This window comes from Mycobacterium sp. (assembly GCF_050701515.1).
Taxonomy (GTDB): domain Bacteria; phylum Actinomycetota; class Actinomycetes; order Mycobacteriales; family Mycobacteriaceae; genus Mycobacterium.
The window spans coordinates 1-19,325 of sequence record NZ_JBOGDB010000243.1; the positions used below are offsets into that span (position 1 = coordinate 1).

Genomic DNA, 19,325 nt, shown 5'->3' on the forward strand with positions numbered 1-19,325 from the left:
GCTTCTTGAGCTGCTGCATCTGGCTTCCGAAGGCATAGCCGGGATTAGGAGTGTCGGGCGGAGACTGGCGCATCCACGCCAGCTGAATCTTCCATTCGTCGGGGAAGTGAACGATCGAATTCACGTAGATCCAACTCAGTGCGTCGAGCTTCTCGATCGGCGTCGCATCGGAACTCAGAACGCCCATCGACGCCGCAGCGGTCTTCTCGCCAAAGGTTTGCATGATCGACGCGAGTAGTTCGTCCTTCGAGCCGACGAGCCGGTAGACGGTGCGAGTGCCGAACCCTGCCGCGGACACGATGTCCCGGACGGTGGTGGTTTCAAAGCCCTTGCGGCCGAACGCCGTGCGCGCCGCTGCACGGATCCGCGCTGTCTTGTCGCTGAGACCGGCGCCATCCTCATCCCGCCACGTCCGAATGACGGCGTCCGCGGCGGCTAGCGCGCTTGAGCCGTCCAGCTCCCCGTCGTCATGGGGCCGGCTGGCAAGGCCGTGCAGCATGATGCGGCAGAGCACCGTTGCCACCTGGTCCGCGGGAGCTTTGCGCCGAATGACATCCAGCCCGACATGCATCATGGACTGGCAAATGCGGTCCGCCAGTGGGGGAAGATCGAGATCGGATCGGATGTAACCGCTCCACCTGCCGGCGCGCAACGTTTGAAGCATCGCTTGCTGGACGGTGGTGGGCCGTTGTCGCAGCAACTGAACCAAGTCCGGGTTCTCGGACGGCGCCTCGTAAAAAGACATCTGAAGTGCCGCGCGGTGTCGAACGGCACAGCTCGCGATCGCCGATCCCAACTCGACGAACTTCTGTTCTACGGATCCCGACCCGGGTGCGTCCAACCTCTCCAGCGCGACCTGGCCAATCCAATCGAGATCGGCGTGGTAGCGCCGGATCAGCTCAACGAGTATGGCTTCCTTCGATTCGAAGTGGTGGTACAGACTGCCCGGCAGGATCCCCGCTGCATTGGCGATCTCCTGCAGCGAGGTTCGCAGGCCCGAGGAGGCAATCAGCGACTCCGCGGTCTCAAGGATCTCGGTTCGCCGCGTGGCATCGACCGGCGTGGGCTGCTGAAGCGTCACAAGACCTCCACTGCCAGTTGAGTCCGGTCGACGACGGGATACCCAGCGCCTATGCAGGCTATCTCATCCGTCCCTATTTGACCCAAATATCTGTTCACACTAGGGTAGAACAAAAATTTGGGTAATCGACGGCCGCCGCGGAGGTGACATGTCCTACGAAAGCACCGCAGAGCCGATCAAGGTCGGCTACCTCATGGACTTTCTGCTATCGGACGACTACCCGCAAGACCGCCGGGACGATCTGACGAACCCGTTCGACATGGTTTTCGGCGACGCGCTCGAGCAGGGCCTGATCGACCGGCCCATCGAGGTGGTCTACCGAGAGGTCGAGGGCCTTCCGAAAGGCACGGTCAAGGCCGTGATCGATGCCTACGAAGAACTGGTGGACGAAGGCTGCCTGGTCATCTTTGGACCCCACATCGGTGACAACGCGGTAGCCATCCGCGAGGCTCTCGAAGGGCGGTTTCGGGTTCCTGCAATCAGCGTGACGGGTTCCGACGAGGCGTTGGGGGAATGGTTCTTCTCGTTCCCGATGGGATCGCACTTCGACGAACCGATCTTCTGGTCAGACCTGCTGGTGAAGGGCGGCCATTCCGACGTAGGCGTGCTGGTCGAGCAGTCTCTGGTCGGGGAGGCATACCTCAACAACTTCCGGAAAGCGTGTCGGCGCAAGGGTATTCGAGTCGTGGCGGAGGCTGCCATCGCGCAGACCGCGCAAGATGCCTCAGAAGCAGTTCTTACGTTGCATGAAGCGAAGGTATCGGCAATCGTCCACTGTGGTTTCGGGTTCGGAGTTGTGTTCGTCAACCCTGCACTCGCGCAACTCGACTGGGATCCACCACGATTCGCCAGCACCGCATTCGAGAACGCGTGGATCAACCCGGTCATGTGGAATGCGTTCATGGGCTGGACCGGCGTCGACCAGTATGACGAGTCCAACATGGTCGGCCAACGTTTCCTCGACGAATACCAGAAGGTCTACGGGCGGCGCCCGGAATGGTGCGTGCCTGTGGTCAACCGTGACGTCGCCACTGCGATCCTGCACGCTCTTACCGACGCCCATCCGTTGAGCCCTCGTGGCGTGAAGGAGGCACTCGAACGGGTGAAGTCGGTGCCGGCGGCATCGGGCGCGCCCGGCACCAGGATTTCGTTCGGAAACTGGATTCGCCGGGCCTGGATGGGCACCGGCTACCTGGTGGCCCGGCAGCTCGAACCCGATGGCGTCAATTCGCGTCTCGTCGATCGCTTTGGTGAGGAATAGGGGTCGCATGGCTGACGTGACAGACACGGATGACGTACCCCAAAGCGTCCGGGATGCGCAGGAGCGGTTCGATGCAGGTTTGGGCGCCGACGGCGACGCCTCGCCGTACCCCTTGCTGCGCGAGTTGCGTGCGACCGGACCGGTCCATCCCGGATGGCCGGAAATGGGCATGTACGAAAACTCCGGCGACGGCCCACCGACGTTCGCGGCGTACTCGTTTGACGCGGTGAAGACCGTGTTCACCGACAATAAGACCTACAGCACGCGATGCTACGAAGCCATCGTCCGTCCGCTGGAAGGCCCGACCATCCTGGAGTTGGACGAACCCGAACATCAGGTCTACCGCAAGCTTCACGAGTACGCGTTCGCCCGCCCGTCGATGCGCCGCTGGGAAAGTGAACTCGTCAAACCCCTGGTCGAACGCACCATAGACAGGTTCCAGTCCGCGAAGCGGGCGGACTTGGTAGCCAAGGTGTTCATGCCAATCCCGGTACGAATCATCGCCGCACTGCTCGGATTGCCGGAGGCTGATGTCCCGGAGTTTCACCGCCTGGGCATCGAACTGCTGGGGTTCAGGGCCGACTACGACCGTGCGCTTCGGGCGTCCGCGCAGTTACGCGAGTACTTCGTCGGCATCCTTGCCGACCGAAGGCGCGAACCACGCGACGACATGGTGACCGTGCTGGCCGAGGCCGAAGTCGACGGCGTGCGACTGTCCGACGAAGAGATCTTCGGGTTCATGCGCAACCTGCTTCCGGCCGGCGCCGAGACCACGTCACGGTCGACTGCGAGCCTGGCCTGCGGACTGCTCACTCACCCCGACCAACTCGCTGCGGTGCAGGCGGATCGAAGCATCCTTCCCCAGGCCATCGAGGAGGGTATCCGCTGGGAAACCCCCTTGCTTAACTTCATGCGGGAGACCACCCGTGACACTGAACTCGGCGGAGTCCAGATACCGGCGAATTCAACGATCGCGATGAATCTCGGCAGCGCCAATCATGACGAGGCCCGATGGGACAACCCAGAGCAGTTCGACATCTTCCGAGAACGTAAGCCCCACATCGGTTTCGGCCACGGCGCGCACGTGTGCATCGGGATGCATCTGGCCCGCCTCGAGAGCTCCATCATCTTCAATACCCTCTTCGACCGATTGCCGGGACTGCGGCTGGACCCCGATGCGCCCGCTCCGTACATCTCCGGGGTGTATTTCCGGTCTCCGCCTCGCCTCGACGTCGTATGGGACTGACGGGCTGAGCTACTTCGCGCTGCGCTCTGCAACCCCGCGCAGCACCGTGTCCCGAACGTGGATTTGAGCAGTCCTGGTATCGGTGGCCCGCAGGATGCTCTCCGGAATCCACTGAATAGCGATCATGCAGCGTGCCAGCATGTCGCTGGACGGGCTGTCGACACGTATCTCTCCGGACTTAATTCCTTGGGAAAGAAGGGTTTTCATCTGCTTTACGCGTGTTGTGTACATCCAGGCCACGTCTGCGATCTCCGGAGGCGGTGACTGTCGCATCCACGCCAACTGGATCCTGAACTCGTCGCCGAGCTGGTCGAGTGCATTGGTGTTAACCCAACCCAGCGCATCCAACTTCTCGACGATTGTCGAATCCGCGCGCAGGACACTGGTCCATCCCGCTGCAATCTTCTTTCCGAACGATTCCATGATCGATGTCAGGAGCTCCTCTTTGGAGCCAATCAATCGATAGACGGTGCCGGTGCCAAGGCCGGCCGCGGACGCGATGTCCCTGACTGTTGTCGCTTCGTATCCTTTGCGGCCGAACTCCGTTCGTGCGACCGCACGGACGTGCGCCCCTTTGTCGTCGGGGTCGCTGTCATCCGTCCAGGACTTGATGACTTCGTCCGCTGCGAGGAACGCAGCGGCGGAATCCAGCTCCGCATCGGTCGGCGGTTTGGACGCAAGGCCATCCAAGATGATTCGGCACAACAGCGCCGCAACCCGGTCAGCGGGGGCGTTGTGTCGCATGACCTCGAGCCCGACCTGCAGCATCGTCTGGACGATTCGGTCGGCCAGTATGGGTAGGTCGATTTCGGGCCTGAGGTAGCCGCTCCACTTGCCGGCCCGCAGTATCTGGAGCATCGCTTCCAGAATCGCGTCTGGACGCTGCCTGGTCAGCTCGGTCAGTTCCGGATTGGCGCTTGGCCCTTCATAGAACGACATTTGAAGCGCGGCGCTATGCCGCACCGCGCATTCGGCGATCGCCGATCCTAGGCCGATGATTCTCTCGGAGACTGGCCGCGAGTCGTCGTCAAGGCGCTGCTCGGCGTGCTCGGCTATCCGGTCCAGGTCCTCGTGATATCGCCGGATCAGCTCAACGAGGATCGCTTCCTTGGATTCGAAATGGTGATACAAGCTGCCCGGAAGGATGCCGGTGGCGTCGGCAATCTCCTGCAGGGAGGTCCTCAAGCCGGACGAAGCGATCAACGTCGCCGCCGTCTGAAGGATCTCGGTCCGGCGGGTGCCATCGTCATAGGCGTGGCGGGCATCGTCCATGAGGCCTGGGGCAGCCTTGCGGGAGTTGCGCAGCTTCGGCGTCACGTCAGGACGCGCCACAACCACCCTCCACGGCTCCTAACTCCGATCCTGATCGTTCGGCGCCGTCTGGCAAAACCGATCGACCCAATGTTTGGTACACGCTACCAGAAGACGAGTTGTCCGCCGTGCAGGCCGAACCGCCGAATGCGCCGGTAGATAGAACTCTGCCCGGCCGATCCCGGGCAACTCAATTCTGTCCGCTTTGCGAAAAGACGTCGATACCGAGCCGGTCACAGACGGCGAAGACCTCTTCGAAGATCGACCCGGGGACCGCGAACGGATCTGTCGCCGCGATCTCGGCGAGGTGCTCGGCGATGTCGTCGGCGGTCGGCTCGCTGTCCGGGTCTGCCAGCCAGCCCTCGCCCAGACCGACGAAGACCCGCGCAAAACGCCCGGCGCACGCCGAGTAGTTCTGATGACTGAAGTCGCAGGCCCGGCTGGCGAGGAAGACGACCATCGGCACCACCAGGTCCGGCTGGATGATCTTCAGGAAGCCGGTTTCCTCAAGGGCTTTCGGGTCGCCGACGGTTTCGGTGACCATCCGGGAGAACCCGAACGGGAGCACGCTATTGGCGAGGATGCCATGTTCGGCCCCTTCGATCGCGATGACGTTCGTCAACCCGACCAGTCCGGCTTTGGCCGCGGCGTAATGCGCTTCCAGCGGTTGGCCGAACATTCCTCCGGACGACGAGATGAAGACAAACCGGCCATAGCCTTGAGACTTCATCACGCGATAGGCGGGCTGGCTCAAATAGAAGCCGCCGTCGAGGTGCACGCGCAACATGCGACGCCAGTCGTCCGGTGAGAGTTCTTCGAAGGGAATGCTGTTGAATATGCCGGCATTGCTGACGACCGCGTCCAGTCGGCCGAACCGGTCAACCGCCGTTTGCACAATGGCGGCTCCGCCCTCGGGGCTGTCAACCGAATCGTGTGACGCCACCGCCACTCCACCGGCGCGCTCGATCTCTTGAACCATCTCGTCGGCGACGCTGGCGTCTGCGCCCTCGCCGTGCATGGAGCCACCGAGATCGTTGACCACGACCGAAGCTCCGCGGCGGGCCATCTCCTTTGCATAAAGGCGGCCGAGTCCGCGTCCCGCTCCCGTGACGATGACTACCTGATCGTCGAATTTGATCATAGCTATTCCTTGCCAATTCGTGATCAACAGCGGAACCCGCTGCCCGCCTGAGGCTTTCAGCGCACTTGACTGTTGCTTAGTCCGGACTCTACGCTGGAACAGATATTTGGTCAACGCGTGAAGCAGAGGACGCTGGTGCCGGGCGACAACGGAGAAACGAACGGCCTTGGGCGATTGGGCCTGCTGGCATCTGCCATTTCCGGCTACCCGCTCGAGGTGAGGCCGGTTGCGTCCGGTGAGCCGGCGTGGACGGACGGCCGGGTGGTCTACGTCGAGGCCGACGTGAGTAGACGCCACCAACTCGAAGCGCTGGCGGTGCAGGCGTCACTGGTGGCGCAGGGCAGCTTGGCGCCCGACATCATCCGCAAGCTGACTCGGCGCCCCGCGGTGGCCAGGCGATATCTCGCCGTGGAGGGTCATCGGGCACTGGCGGCCAACGAGGATCTGTTGCCACCCTTTGCGCGGTCGCTCATCGACCGTAATGTCGCCACCCGCACGGAATCACCCGACGCATCGCTGGCGCTGGCGCTGAGCCGAGGAGCAGCCGCCGACCCGCCAGAAGTGTTCGGAGCGATCCGTGCCCGAAATATGTTGGCAGCCATGGATCGTGCCGCGGCGTCGGCAGCGCCGGGTGAACACATGCCGCGTCGTCAGCGTAAGCAGGAACTCGCCGAACTCGACGAGGACGGCGATCAGGAGGCCGACGACTTCATGGACGTTTTCTCCAGTCCAGTGGGCGGGGCAGGCGTGATGGGACGTCTGCTGCAGAAGATGCTGGGGATGGTGCGCCAGCTCAGCGGGGGAGGCCCACCGGGGGCGGACGCGCCCACCCATCGGTCGCGTTCGGGGGCGCGCGGTGGGGGCCGCGCCGTGGTTTCGACCGCACAGGCCAGCGCGTTCGAGGAGGCCTTCGGCGAGGGCCACGGAACGACGTATCCCGAGTGGGACGTGCATCGGCGCCGCTATCGGCCGGACTGGTGCACGGTTGTGGAGGTTGTACCGCGGGTGAAGGCCGACACGTCCCTCGGCTTCTCCGACAGCCACGGATTGCGTCGTCCGCTTGCCCGGCTCGGCCTGGGCCTCGACCGTTGCCACCGCCAGCCCGGCGGCGACGACATCGATATCGACGCGGCGGTCGAGGCACGCGTCGAGGTGCTGGCGGGCTCGGCGCCCGACGAGGCGGTCTATATCGACACGTTGCGCCGCCGACGCGATCTGGCCGTGCTGGTATTGCTTGATATTTCGGGGTCGTCCGCCGAGCCCGGAGCCACCGGCCTCAGCGTGCACGATCAGCAGCGCGCCGGGGCCGCCGCGCTGACCACCACGTTGCATGACCTCGGAGATCGAGTGGCGCTGTACGCGTTTCATTCTCAGGGGCGGTCTGCGGTGAACCTGATGCCGGTGAAGCGCTTTGACGGCGATCTCGATATCTCCGTGATGAGGCGTTTACGCGGCCTGGTACCCGGGGCGTATTCGCGACTTGGCGCGGCCATCCGCCATGGCGCGGCCGTGCTGGAACGCGACGGCGGGGCGCCACGACGGCTGCTGGTCGTGCTCTCCGACGGATTGGCATATGACCACGGCTATGAACGGGTCTATGGCGCGGCCGACGCTCGTCGCGCGCTCGCCGAGGCCCGCCGTAGAGGTACCGGCTGTCTGTGCCTCACCATCGGCGCCGCGACGGATGTCGACGAGCTGCGCCGGGTATTCGGCAGCGCCGCCCACGCCACCATTCCCAAGCTCGAACAAATGAGCCGGATGATCGGCCCGCTGTTCCGCTCGGCCATCCGCTCTGCGGAGGTTCGGCGGCGGGTTGCGTAACTGATTGTGGCAGAGAGGAAAACGATGGACCCCGAGACCGCGCCGACGCGCGGACAGCGCCCGTATTACGTACCGCTCGGCAACGAGGAGCAGGTGTTCATGGCGGCCTACCGGCAGGGCTTGTCGGTCGTGCTGAAGGGTCCCACCGGATGTGGGAAGACGCGCTTCGTCGAGGCGATGGCGTACGACCTGCAGCGGCCTCTGATCACCGTGGCCTGCCATGACGATCTGACCACGGCCGATCTGGTGGGGCGGTTCCTGCTGAAGGGCGGCGAGACCGAGTGGGTGGACGGCCCGCTGACACATGCGGTGCGCGAGGGTGCGATCTGCTACCTCGACGAGGTCGTCGAAGCCCGTCAGGACACGACGGTGGTGTTGCACCCGCTGTCCGATCATCGGCGACAGCTTCCGATCGAGCGCCTCGGCGTGACACTCGACGCGGCGCCCGAGTTCTGCCTGGTGGTGTCCTACAACCCCGGATATCAGAGCGTTTTGAAGGATCTCAAGGACTCGACGCGCCAGCGGATGGTCGCCATCGAGTTCGGCTTCCCGGCACCGGACGTCGAGGAGAAGATCATCACCTGCGAGGCCGGTATCGACCACGACAAGGCGGCTCAGCTGGTGCGGTTCGGTCAGGCGATCCGCCGAATCGAGACGGCCGGCCTTCGCGAGGTGGCCTCCACCCGGGTGCTCATTGCCGCCGGGCGATTGATGGCCGAAGGCCTGGAACCGCGGGAGGCGGCCCGCGCCGCCATTGCCGGACCGCTTACCGACGACTCCGTCGTGACCAAGGGCCTCGCCGAGATGATCGACGTGTACCTCGGCGACCAGGAAGCATGATCGCCGCGATTGACGACGACGGTGGCTCACGCTAGGGTCTGAACAAATATTAGGTTTGCCGCGCGGACTGCCGCACCAATGGAGGTGACATGTCCTACGAGAGCACCGCTGAGCCAATCAAGATCGGCTACTTGATGGACTTCAAGTTGCCGGACCTCTACCCGCAGGAGATGAAGGAGGATCTGTCCAACCCCTTCGAGCTGATCTTTGGCGAGGCAATGGCGGAGGGCCTCATCGACCGCCCAATCGAGGTGGCCTACCGCGAGGTCGAAGGCCTACCGAAGGGGTCGGTCAAGGCCGTCATCGATGCTTTCGGAGAACTGGTCGACGAGGGATGCCTCGCGGTGTTCGGACCCCATATCACCGACAACTGCGTGCCGACGCGGGAGGCGATCGAGGACCGTTTCCGGGTGCCGGCACTGAGTGTGACCGGTTCCGATGACTGGCTAGGCGAGTGGACGTTCTCCTTCCCGCAGGGCTCGTTGACCGATGAGCCGATCTTCTGGGCCGACCTGCTTGCCAAGGGCGGCCACACCGAGGTCGGTGTACTCGTCGAGCAGTCGCTCGTCGGAGAGACATATGTCCGGCATTTCCGGAATGCGGCCCGTCGGAAGAACATTCGCATCGTGGCAGAGGCGTCGCTCGCACAGACAGCCCAGGACGTCGGCGAGGCGGTGCGTGTCATGCATGAAGCGAAGCCCAGCGCCCTCGTGCATTGCGGCTTCGGGTTCGGGATCGTCTTCCTCAACTCCGCGCTGGAGGCGGCGGAGTGGGATCCGCCTCGGTTCACCAGCACCGCGTTCCAGAACGCATGGATCAATCCGATCATGTGGAACGCGTTCATGGGGTGGACAGGAGTCGACCAGTACGACGAAGCAAATCCCGTCGGACAGCGTTTCCTCGACAAGTATGAAGAGAAGTATGGTCGCCGCCCCGAGTACTGCGTCCCGGTGGTGAACTGCGACGTCGCCACCTCTCTGCTACGAGCCTGCACCGATGCGCATCCGCTGAGCCCGCGCGGCGTCAAGGAAGCGCTGGAACGGGTGAAGATGATGCCCGCCGCCGCGGGTGCGCCTGGCACCAGGGTGTCGTTCGGAAACTGGACACGGCGCGCCTGGATGGGCGCCGGATACCTGGTGGCCCGCAGATTGGACGCCGACGGCGTCAACTCCCATCTCGTCGACCGATTCGGTGAGGAGTGATCCGATGACCACAGAACAGACATCGCCGGCTTCCGAAAGCCCGGCTGCCGAGCCGAAGAAAGTCTCGTGGCAAGGCGTGGCGTGGGTCACCGTCGCCCTGGTCCTGCTGGCCCTCATCGCGGTCAACGCGCGGAAGGGCGCGGTTTCGCCCCGCATCCGCAACCCCGAGGTCGAGGGGGCGCCACGTCCGGTCGAGCCGCTGTTCGGCTACGACAACTGGCTCGATCTTTTCCAGATCTTCACGGTCGTCTCGATGTCGATCATCATCGTGGTGTATGTGGTGGCGTGGCGCCGACATGGCGCCCACCCGGTGTTGTTGATGGGCATCGTCACGACGTTGATCGTCTGGCAGGACCCGATCATGAACTGGTCGCCGTACGCGGTCTACAACCCGGAACTCTGGCACTGGCCGGAGGACTGGCCGCTGGTGTCACTGTCGCCCACGGTGGAACCGTTCCTGGTGATCGGGTACATCATGTTCTATCTGGGACCCTATTTCCCGGCGATCTGGATCCTTCGCAGGATTCAGGCCCGCCGGCCCGTCGACTCGTTCGTGTGGCGCCATCCCCTGATCAGCCTGGCGGCGATCATCTTTCCCATCGGGATCCTCCTCGATGCGATGCTGGAGATCACGCTGGTGCGCACCGGTTTCTACATCTACTCGCAGGTCATTCCGTTCGGGTCGGTATTCGTCGGGGAGACATACCAATTCCCGTTCATCTGGGAAACCGTGATGGTCACGTTCGTGATGATCCCGGCCGGAGTGCTGCTGTACCGCGACGACACCGGACGCACCGTCGCCGAAAAGCTGGCGCAGCGGGCACGCATCTTCGCCAGCAAGCCTGCTCTCGGCATGTTCGTGGTGATGTTCGTCATCATCAACCTCGCGTACTTCGCGTATGGAACGGGCTTCGCAATCATCAAGTGGACACGGGCCGCCACCTCTGTTGCCTGCCCGTGGCCCTATCCGGAAGCGAAAGTGTATGACCCGCAAGGCTTCTACGAGAAGAACGGTCAAGAGGGCCCGTATTCGGTGGGTATCTGGTCGACGTGGATGAGTGCCCAGCCGGATGGGCGTCCAGACGTGCAGCTCGGGTCCGAGAGCGAGCGGTGTGCGCCGAAGACATGAGTGAACCGCGCAGCGTCGTCATCACTGGCGCGTCGAGAGGCCTGGGCTTCGCGTCGTCCGTGTACCTCTACCGGCAGGGCTGGCGGGTCGTGGCGGCGATGCGCTCACCGGATACCGGATTGGACCGTCTGCGGGAGGCGACCGGCGCTGACGACGACGACCCCCGCCTGATCGCTGTGCAGCTCGATCTCACTGACTCCGCGTCGGTCACCGCTGCCGCGAAGATGATCGAAGAGGCCGTCGGCGCCCCCTACGCCCTCGTGCACAACGCCGGCATCTCGGCCGCCGGCATGGCCGAGGAGACGCCGATAAGCCTGTGGGAGAAGATGTTCCAAACCACGGTGTTCGGCCCGGTGGCACTGACGAGCGCACTGCTGCCATCGATGCGCGCCGCCGGTCGCGGACGCATCGTCATGGTTTCCAGCGCGGGCGGTGTGCGCGGCATGCCGTCGACAGCGGCGTACTCCGCCGCGAAAGGAGCCCTGGAACGCTGGGGTGAATCGCTGGCCTGCGAGATCGCGCCGTTCGGGCTGGGTGTGACGATATTGGTAACGGGCACCTACGACACCGAAATCATCACTGACACGGGCACGACGGACTGCCGTGACTTTGACGGAACATACGCACGCCACCACGCCACCATGGACCGGCGGGGCAGATTGGCCATGAAGTACGCCGCCCGCTCGCCGAAGCGCTTTGCCGCCGGGCTCGCCAAGGCACTCGACAGCAACGCGCCCTTCGTTCGGCGGCCGGTGGGTCCCGATGCGCGGATGCTGTTGGTCATAAACCGACTTTTGCCTGCAAAGGGACTTCACCACATGATCCGATTGATGATGGGACTTCCACGGTTTGGTGGCTTAACAACTCACGAGAGCGAGAAGGATGACTGACACCGCGGTTAGCTTCGAATCGAAGATGATGATCGACGGCAAGCTCGTCGATGGCGAGGCCGGCACGTTCACCAACCTCAACCCGGCCACCGAGGAGGCGCTCGGCGAGGTCGCCGACGCGTCGAAAGCGGACATGCATCGTGCGATCGACGCGGCGCGGCGCGCGTTCGACGAGACGGAATGGTCGACCAACAAGGAGTTGCGCAAGCGCTGCCTGATGCAACTCAATGACGCGCTGGAGAAAGAGAAGGAAGAACTGCGCGAGGAACTCATCCTCGAAGTCGGATGCCCGCGCGCGATCACTCACGGCCCGCAGCTGGATGCTCCGTTGGAGGACGCGCTCAAGTTTCCAGTCAAGCTGATAGACGAATACGCCTGGGAAACCGACCTCGGCGACAGATTCGTGTCACTCACCGGCCAGAACACCAGCCGCAAGGTATGGCGCGAACCGGTTGGCGTGGTCGGCGCGATCGTGCCGTGGAACTTTCCTTTCGAGGTCACCATCCAGAAGCTCGGCCAGGCGTTGGGCACCGGTAACACCATGGTGCTGAAGCCCGCGCCGAACACTCCGTACAACGCCACCCGCATAGGCCGCTTGATCGCAGAATCCACCGACATCCCGCCGGGAGTCGTCAACGTCGTCACCGCGTTCGATCACTTTGTGGGGGAAGAGCTGACACTCTCACCGAAGGTGGACCTGATCTCCTTCACCGGCTCGACGGTCGTCGGCAAGCGAATCATGGAGAAGGGCGCCGCCACGATGAAGCGCCTGTTCCTGGAACTGGGGGGCAAATCGGCGACGATCGTGTTGGAGGACGCCGACCTGGGCATGGCTTGCGCGATCGGCATCGCGCCCTGCATGCACGCCGGGCAGGGCTGCGCCAACCCGACCCGCCTGCTGCTGCCCCGATCGCGGTATGACGAAGGCGTGGCGATGCTCAAGGCGATGTACGAGGGCGTCATGCCGGGGGATCCGCAGGACCCGGGCACGTTTTGTGGTCCCGTTATCTCGGAGAAGCAGCGCCAGCGGGTGCTCGGCTACATCCAAAAGGGCGTCGACGAGGGTGCCACCTGTCTTGTCGGCGGCCCCGATGCAGCGACCGGATTCGACAAAGGATTCTACGTCAGGCCAACGCTTTTCACCGACGTCGACAACAAGATGACGATCGCCCAGGAGGAGATCTTCGGTCCGGTGCTGGCCGTGATTCCATTCGACGACGAGGACGATGCGGTCCGCATCGCCAACGACAGCGTGTACGGGTTGGCCGGCAATGTGATGTCGGGTTCGGTCGAGCACTCGGTGGCCGTTGCCCGACGACTCCGCGCCGGGTTCATCGGACTGAACGGCACCGCGGCCTACGGCGCCGACTCACCGTTCGGCGGCTACAAGGCCAGCGGTGTCGGCCGGCAAAACGGTGTCGCCGGTTTCGACCAGTACACCGAGATCAAGACGGTCGCCCATCCGGCCGGATAAGGAGATTCAGTATGCAATTGTTCGATGATCTCGATGATCTCGAGGATTTCGGGGAATTCGACGATTTCGTGTCAGGTGATGTGCGGGACCCGTACACCGAGCTGGCCCGGTTGCGACGCGAAGAACCCGTACAGCGTATCGACATCCCGGGCATGCCTGGCGAGGAAGGCAAGCCCATCTTCATGGTGTATCGCTTTGAGGATGCCCAACAGATGTTGAAGGACAACGAGACCTTCTCGTCGGCGATCATCATTCAGGCATTCGGCGATGTCTTCGGGCAGCACGTGATGCTGGGGATGGACGAGCCCGCGCACAACCGGCACCGGGCGCTGGTATCAAAGGCATTCTCGCAGAAGGCATTGGCGCGCTGGGAGGACGATTTGGTGGGGAAGGTCGGCAACGAGCTGATCGACGGTTTTGTCGATCGGGGCAGCGCTGATCTGGTGAAGCAGTTCAACTTTCCCTATCCCACACAGATCATCGCCGGATTGCTGGGCCTGCCACGAGAGGACTATCCGCAGTTTCAGCGTTGGTCGATCTCGTTGCTGGCCTTCACCGTCAATGCGGAACGGGGGCGCGCAGCATCCCAAGCGCTGACCGAGTACTTCACGCCCATCCTGGCGGCCCGGCGAGACGAACCCCGCGACGATCTGATCAGTGGACTGGCCGCGGCCGAGATTGATGGGGAGCGCCTATCCGACGAGGAGATCTTCTCGTTCCTGCGGCTGCTGCTTCCCGCCGGCGTTGAGACGACCTACCGCTCGCTCGGAAACATGCTCTTCGGGTTGCTCTCCAACCCCGATCAGTTCGATGCCGTCCGCGCCGACCGCTCGCTGCTGCCGCAGGCGATTGAGGAAGCCGTGCGGTGGGAGCCGCCGCTTATCATGATCACCCGCGTTGCCACCCGCGACACCGAGCTTGGCGGAGTCAAAATCCCGGCGGGCTGTTCGGTGATGCCGGTGCTGGGCGCAGCCAACCGGCAGGACGATCGCTTCCCCGACCCGGACCGTTTCGACATCTTCCGTTCTGCCAGGGCACATATCGGGTTCGGCCATGGCGTGCACGTGTGTCTCGGCATGCACCTTGCGCGACTGGAGATGCGGGTGGCGCTGAATCTTCTGTTCGACCGCTTGCCGAATCTGCGCCTGGATCCCGCGGCCGACGACCCGTACATCCGCGGTCAGGCCTTCCGCTCCCCGACGTCGCTGCCGGTCCTGTTCGACGTGCCGGGCGGCTGATGATCCCGGCGATGCCTACGTGACCGAATCGACCAGGAGCGTGTTGTGACCGATTTCGAATCAGTGGATTTCTTCACCGACGAATCGCTTGTCCCCGATCCGTACCCGTACTTCGAGTATTTGCGCTCGAGGTGCCCGGTGACGCCCGCATCGCCATACGCCGTGCTGGCCGTCACCGGATACGAGGAGGCCCTCGCGGTGTACAAGGACCCGGCGTTTTCCTCATGTATCGCCGTCGCGGGTCCCTTCTCGGGGCTGCCGTTCGGGCCCGACGGCGCCGACGACGTCACCGAGCTGATCGAGGAACACCGGGCGAAGGTCCCGATGGCCGAACACATCTCCGCGATGGACCCGCCGCTCCACACCCGCACCCGCGGCCTGTTGAGCAAGCTCATCACTCCCAAGCGGCTCAAGGAAAATGAAGACTTCATGTGGCGTTTGGCCGACGAGCAGCTCGACACGTTCATCGGCCGCGGCGAGTGCGAGTTCCTCGCGGGGTATGCGCAACCGTTCTCGCTGCTCGTCATCGCGGATCTGCTCGGCGTGCCGACCGAGGATCACGACGAGTTCCGGGCGGCATTCGCAAAGGAAACAGTCGGCGCCCTGGGCGACGAGTCGCCCACGCACAATCCGCTGCAATGGCTGAACGATAAGTTCTACGGCTATATCGAGGATCGCAGGCGAGAGCCCCGCGGGGACGTGCTGACCAAGTTGGCGCAAGCCAAGTACGAGGACGGATCGACACCGGAAATCGTCGACGTCATGAACCTATCGACCTTCCTGTTCGCGGCCGGCACCGAAACCACGACGAAGCTGGTCAGCTCCGCGATGCGAATCATCGGCGAGAATCCGGAGTTCGAGACCTATTTGCGCGAAAACCGCAGCCGCATTCCGGCCTTTCTCGAAGAGACACTGCGGATGGAAAGCCCGGTCAAGGCCCACTTCCGGATGGCACGCGAATCGACGACCGTCGGAGACGTCAAGGTGCGCGCCGGCACAACGGTGATGATACTGCCCGGGGCATGCAACCGAGATCCGCGGAAGTTCGACGAGCCCAACATGTTCCGCGCTGACCGACCGAACGTGCGCGAACATCTTGCATTCATCCGCGGGATCCATTCCTGCGCCGGTGCTCCGCTGGCACGGACAGAGGGCCGAATTTCGCTGAACAGGATTCTCGATCGGATGACCGACATCCGAATCTCGGAGGTGCACCACGGTCCGGCCGATGCGCGCCGCTACACCTATGAACCCACGTTCATCTTGCGTGGGCTGGAGGAACTGCATATCGAGTTCAACCCGATGCGCTGAGCCCGTGCATATCGCTACTTTGTTCAGGTGAATAAGGCGCGGACTGCCCCCACCTTGTCGGTTCAATACGCGAGCCGACTGGCGCTTGCGTATCTGCTATCGGTCGCCGCTGCCGTCGCCATCGTCATACCGTTCGGCGGCGAGGCTCTCAGCGAAGCGCAGACGTACTTCACCCGGCAAAACATCATCATCTCGGCAGTGCTGACCGCCGTGGGGACCGTCGTGGTCGCGGTAGGCGGGATGCTGACCATCGCACCGTCATCGCGGTGGTTCATTCCCGGACGGCAACCGGATACTCGCCAGCGTCGGGCGGCGAAGAGACTGTTCGGCTGGCAGTCCGCGATCCTCGGGGCGACGTGGGTGGTGAGCGGTGCAATCTCCTTTCTGCTCAATCGCCATGGCGGGATCGCTATCGCGGTGCCGACCCTCCTCGGTGTTCTGTTCGGCGGATCCGCCGCCGCCGGCATCGGCCTTCTGCTCACTCAGAATGTCATTCGGCCAATCCTGGTCGCCGCGACGGAACCTTCCGAGCGCCTCATCGCCGCGCCGGGGGTGCTGGCGCGATTGATCCTGCTGTGGTTACTGTGCAGCGCGCTGCCCTCCGGCGTCATCGCGGCCCTGATCTTTGTCCGGTCGAACGGCTGGCTCATTCCAGAGACCGCATCGGTCGACATCGCCGTGCTCGTGGTGTCGCTCGCCGCGGTGCTGCTCGGACTGCCGACAATGATCCTGACGTCCCGCTCGATCTCCGATCCGATAGGTGAGGTCGTTGGCGCGATGGCTCAGGTGGAGAAGGGGCAACTAGACACTGAAGTCGATGTATTCGAGCGCTCGGAAATCGGGCGACTACAGAACGGATTCAATCGGATGGTGGCCGGGCTCGCCGAACGCGAACGGCTACGCGACCTGTTCGGTCGCCATGTTGGTGCCAATGTTGCCCGGCGCGCCATCGAAGAAGGTGCATCGCTGTCGGGAGACGTGCAAGACGCCGCGATCCTGTTCATCGACCTAGTCGGCTCGACCCAGTTCTCGGCGAGCCACCCGCCAGAGCAGGTGGCCAATGTGCTCAACGACTTCTTCCGCATAGTCGTCAATTGCGTCGACGAACGTGGTGGGCTCATCAACAAGTTTCAGGGCGACGCCGCGCTTGCCGTGTTCGGAGTGCCCTTGCGGACAAACGAAGCGGCATCGACCGCATTGGCCACCGCGCGCGACCTGGCCGACCAGTTGCGGCAGCTACCCATGGTGGACTTCGGCATCGGCGTTTCGGCGGGATCGGTTTTTGCGGGAAACATTGGTGCCGAGAATCGCTATGAGTACACGGTGATCGGTGACGCCGTCAACGAGGCCGCGCGGCTTGCGGATCTCGCCAAGACGTCGGATCGGCGGATCCTCTGTTCGTCCGCTGCTGTCGAGCGTGCCGATGAGGCGGAACGAAGGCAGTGGACCTCGCAGGGCAGCACCGTCCTGCGCGGCCGCTCCGAGGAGACGCATATCTCCACACCCAAAGGGGGACATGACTGACAACGACTTCGCTGACTCAGCCATCGCCAAGTGGGATCCCGATCTGACGCGCCGGCTCATTGGCGCCGCCGCTCCAATTGCCAAGCACTGGTTCCGCTTTCAGGCTCAGGGAATGGCGGCCCTTTCGCCGACCGGCGGTGCGTTGGTTGTATCCAATCACTCTGGCGGCATGTTGACACCAGACGTGCTGATCTTCGCCGCGGCCTTCTACGACCACTTTGGCTACGACCGCCCCCTCTACACCCTCGGCCACGACGGGTTGTTCGTCGGGCCGATGTCGGATTGGCTGACCCGCATCGGCGTCATTCCGGCCAGCCGGTCGGCCGCCGCCGACGCGCTGCGATCGGGCGGCATCGTGCTGGTGTTTCCTGGCGGGGTTTACGACTCGTACCGGCCTACGCTGGCCGAGAACGTCATCGACTTCAACGGTCGCACCGGATACGTCAAGACCGCCATCGAGGCCGGTGTGCCGATCGTGCCCGCCGTGTCGATCGGTGGACAAGAAAGCCAGTTGTTCTTGACCCGGGGCACATGGCTGGCAAAGAGATTGGGCCTCAATCGGCTGCGATCCGACATATTGCCCGTCACCTTCGGTATCCCGTTCGGCCTCAGCGTGCTGGTGCCGCCAAATTTGCCCCTTCCGACGAAGATCGTCACACAGGTAATGGAACCGATCGATGTCGCGGGTCAATACGGCGACGAACCAGACATCGCAGAGGTTGATGCCCACGTCCGTTCGGCCATGCAGTCCGCGCTCGACCGGCTGGCACGGCAGCGCCGCTTTCCGGTGCTGGGCTGAGCAGCTACTTCGCAGCCGCCGCCGGGGGCATGGCCGTGGGCACGGTATCCACGCCACCGGCACATCCTGCGGCACTGCGTATTTCGGTGAAGGCATGGATCATCGCGTCGGTCGCCTCATGAGGGTCATCGAGGGTGTGATCGTCGGCGATAACCGAGATGTTCAGCTGATCGACGTAGCTCCACACCGTGATATTGATGCCACAACCGGGCGGAAGTGGACCAACAGAATAGATTTCGCTCACCGGTGCGCCACCGAATCGGCCGCGTTCCCGCGGTCCTGGCACGTTGGAGATCGGAATGTTGAAGATCTTGTTTCGAGCGTCGCGTCTGGCCAACCACCGAAACACGGGTGGAGCAATGACGGCCGGCGCATAGTTCGCCATCCGACCGAACAGCTCCGGACCAAGTAGCTGATAGTTTTCCTTCGCGATCCCGGTTGCCATGGCGGTCAACCGCACCCGCTCCAACGGGTCCTCGATATGTACCGGAAGTGACACCACCATGCCGCTCAGCTCATTGCCGGTGATCCGGTCCGGTGACGTGTCGGTACTGGCCGGCACGGAGCTGACGACCGGCGCGTCGGCCCTGCCGTCGTAGCGCAACAACAGTTCCCGCAGTGCTCCTGCGGCGGTCGCGAGCACCATGTCGTTGACGGTCACCCCGAGGTGTCGGCCGGTTTCCTTCACCTGTGCCAGTGAAAGAGTCGCGGTGGCGAATGTTCTTGTCGGTGTGATGACGTGGTTGATGAACGTAGGCGGCGCATGCATGGACCGGGCCAGGTCCGGTTGATCGCCGCGTTGTCGAGACCGCCGGCGCAGGCGGCTGAAGCCGGAAACCGCGTCCTTCACCACGGCCGGCAGTTTGGCGGCTAGCTGCAGATGGTCGCGGCCGGCCTCTCGCAGCAGCTCTGTGTTCGAGGGCGGCAGGCAGACGGGGTACGTGTCGCGTTCATCCTGGGCGGATCCCTGCAGATCCATCGCCCTAGCCAGCAGGTTCGCTGAGGCCACCCCATCGGCCAGGGCGTGGTGCACCTTTCCGATGAATGCGACCCGCTG

16 protein-coding genes are annotated in these 19,325 nt (G+C 63.5%); 12 read left to right on the plus strand and 4 right to left on the minus strand.

All coding sequences use genetic code 11. The features are described 5' to 3' along the window. On the minus strand, positions 1 to 1,081 hold a 1,081-nt coding region (locus ACRDU5_RS18775), incomplete at its 3' end, for a TetR/AcrR family transcriptional regulator (RefSeq protein WP_526616236.1). Positions 1,082 to 1,229: 148 nt separating this feature from the next. On the opposite strand from ACRDU5_RS18775, the gene ACRDU5_RS18780 reads away from it, so the two are divergent. Next, positions 1,230 to 2,342, plus strand: coding sequence for an ABC transporter substrate-binding protein (locus ACRDU5_RS18780; protein ID WP_526616237.1), 1,113 nt, complete (start codon positions 1,230 to 1,232; stop codon positions 2,340 to 2,342). Between the two features lie 7 nt (positions 2,343 to 2,349). Continuing rightward, positions 2,350 to 3,588 carry a cytochrome P450 gene (locus ACRDU5_RS18785; protein ID WP_526616239.1) on the plus strand — a complete coding sequence of 413 codons (1,239 nt, stop codon included), beginning with the start codon at positions 2,350 to 2,352 and terminating at the stop codon, positions 3,586 to 3,588. Positions 3,589 to 3,597: 9 nt separating this feature from the next. On the opposite strand, the gene ACRDU5_RS18790 is transcribed toward ACRDU5_RS18785, so the two are convergent. Together ACRDU5_RS18790 and ACRDU5_RS18795 are read right to left on the minus strand one after the other, a co-directional pair. Beyond that, the gene (locus tag ACRDU5_RS18790) at positions 3,598 to 4,860 is read right to left on the minus strand and encodes a TetR/AcrR family transcriptional regulator (protein ID WP_526616253.1); all 1,263 of its coding nucleotides are present in this window, start codon (positions 4,858 to 4,860) and stop codon (positions 3,598 to 3,600) included. A 229-nt stretch (positions 4,861 to 5,089) separates the two neighbouring features. Further along, a complete protein-coding gene (locus ACRDU5_RS18795; protein ID WP_526616255.1) occupies positions 5,090 to 6,040 on the minus strand; it encodes an SDR family NAD(P)-dependent oxidoreductase in 951 nt (316 codons plus the stop codon). 117 nt (positions 6,041 to 6,157) lie between these two features. Between ACRDU5_RS18795 and ACRDU5_RS18800 the strand changes: the two genes are divergently transcribed. The 10 genes from ACRDU5_RS18800 (at position 6,158) to ACRDU5_RS18845 (ending at position 18,268) form a co-directional block, all read left to right on the plus strand. After that, positions 6,158 to 7,861 (plus strand): nitric oxide reductase activation protein NorD, encoded by a 1,704-nt coding sequence (locus ACRDU5_RS18800; RefSeq protein WP_526616241.1) that lies wholly within the window; start codon positions 6,158 to 6,160, stop codon positions 7,859 to 7,861. A 24-nt stretch (positions 7,862 to 7,885) separates the two neighbouring features. Beyond that, a complete protein-coding gene (locus tag ACRDU5_RS18805; RefSeq protein ID WP_526616242.1) occupies positions 7,886 to 8,701 on the plus strand; it encodes an AAA family ATPase in 816 nt (271 codons plus the stop codon). Positions 8,702 to 8,790: 89 nt separating this feature from the next. Beyond that, positions 8,791 to 9,903: an ABC transporter substrate-binding protein gene (locus ACRDU5_RS18810; protein WP_526616243.1), complete on the plus strand. Its 1,113-nt coding sequence runs from the start codon at positions 8,791 to 8,793 to the stop codon at positions 9,901 to 9,903. Between the two features lie 4 nt (positions 9,904 to 9,907). Continuing rightward, entirely contained in the window at positions 9,908 to 11,032 is a 1,125-nt protein-coding gene (locus tag ACRDU5_RS18815) for a spirocyclase AveC family protein (RefSeq protein ID WP_526616244.1), read from the plus strand. Next, entirely contained in the window at positions 11,029 to 11,922 is an 894-nt protein-coding gene (locus tag ACRDU5_RS18820) for an SDR family oxidoreductase (protein ID WP_526616245.1), read from the plus strand. The genes ACRDU5_RS18815 and ACRDU5_RS18820 overlap by 4 nt, the downstream gene beginning before the upstream one ends. Before the next feature lie 25 nt (positions 11,923 to 11,947). Beyond that, positions 11,948 to 13,396: an aldehyde dehydrogenase family protein gene (locus tag ACRDU5_RS18825; protein WP_526616256.1), complete on the plus strand. Its 1,449-nt coding sequence runs from the start codon at positions 11,948 to 11,950 to the stop codon at positions 13,394 to 13,396. A gap of 11 nt (positions 13,397 to 13,407) precedes the next feature. After that, the gene (locus ACRDU5_RS18830) at positions 13,408 to 14,634 is read left to right on the plus strand and encodes a cytochrome P450 (protein WP_526616248.1); all 1,227 of its coding nucleotides are present in this window, start codon (positions 13,408 to 13,410) and stop codon (positions 14,632 to 14,634) included. 45 nt (positions 14,635 to 14,679) lie between these two features. Continuing rightward, a complete protein-coding gene (locus tag ACRDU5_RS18835; RefSeq protein WP_526616249.1) occupies positions 14,680 to 15,945 on the plus strand; it encodes a cytochrome P450 in 1,266 nt (421 codons plus the stop codon). Positions 15,946 to 16,023: 78 nt separating this feature from the next. Then, positions 16,024 to 17,469, plus strand: coding sequence for an adenylate/guanylate cyclase domain-containing protein (locus ACRDU5_RS18840; RefSeq protein ID WP_526616258.1), 1,446 nt, complete (start codon positions 16,024 to 16,026; stop codon positions 17,467 to 17,469). Further along, positions 17,462 to 18,268 carry a lysophospholipid acyltransferase family protein gene (locus tag ACRDU5_RS18845; RefSeq protein WP_526616250.1) on the plus strand — a complete coding sequence of 269 codons (807 nt, stop codon included), beginning with the start codon at positions 17,462 to 17,464 and terminating at the stop codon, positions 18,266 to 18,268. The genes ACRDU5_RS18840 and ACRDU5_RS18845 overlap by 8 nt, the downstream gene beginning before the upstream one ends. Positions 18,269 to 18,272: 4 nt before the next feature. On the opposite strand, the gene ACRDU5_RS18850 is transcribed toward ACRDU5_RS18845, so the two are convergent. Next, a partial coding sequence (locus tag ACRDU5_RS18850; RefSeq protein ID WP_526616252.1) for a WS/DGAT domain-containing protein occupies positions 18,273 to 19,325 on the minus strand: 1,053 nt, incomplete at its 5' end.

Bases quoted from the DNA above. Each gene is read 5' to 3' on its own strand.
- ACRDU5_RS18845 (WP_526616250.1), top strand. From the start codon at position 17,462: ATGACTGACAACGACTTCGCTGACTCAGCCATCGCCAAGTGGGATCCC.
- ACRDU5_RS18825 (WP_526616256.1), top strand. From the start codon at position 11,948: ATGATGATCGACGGCAAGCTCGTCGATGGCGAGGCCGGCACGTTCACC.
- ACRDU5_RS18780 (WP_526616237.1), top strand. From the start codon at position 1,230: ATGTCCTACGAAAGCACCGCAGAGCCGATCAAGGTCGGCTACCTCATG.
- ACRDU5_RS18810 (WP_526616243.1), top strand. From the start codon at position 8,791: ATGTCCTACGAGAGCACCGCTGAGCCAATCAAGATCGGCTACTTGATG.
- ACRDU5_RS18830 (WP_526616248.1), top strand. From the start codon at position 13,408: ATGCAATTGTTCGATGATCTCGATGATCTCGAGGATTTCGGGGAATTC.
- ACRDU5_RS18815 (WP_526616244.1), top strand. From the start codon at position 9,908: ATGACCACAGAACAGACATCGCCGGCTTCCGAAAGCCCGGCTGCCGAG.
- ACRDU5_RS18785 (WP_526616239.1), top strand. From the start codon at position 2,350: ATGGCTGACGTGACAGACACGGATGACGTACCCCAAAGCGTCCGGGAT.
- ACRDU5_RS18795 (WP_526616255.1), bottom strand. From the start codon at position 6,040: ATGATCAAATTCGACGATCAGGTAGTCATCGTCACGGGAGCGGGACGC.
- ACRDU5_RS18820 (WP_526616245.1), top strand. From the start codon at position 11,029: ATGAGTGAACCGCGCAGCGTCGTCATCACTGGCGCGTCGAGAGGCCTG.
- ACRDU5_RS18790 (WP_526616253.1), bottom strand. From the start codon at position 4,860: ATGGACGATGCCCGCCACGCCTATGACGATGGCACCCGCCGGACCGAG.
- ACRDU5_RS18805 (WP_526616242.1), top strand. From the start codon at position 7,886: ATGGACCCCGAGACCGCGCCGACGCGCGGACAGCGCCCGTATTACGTA.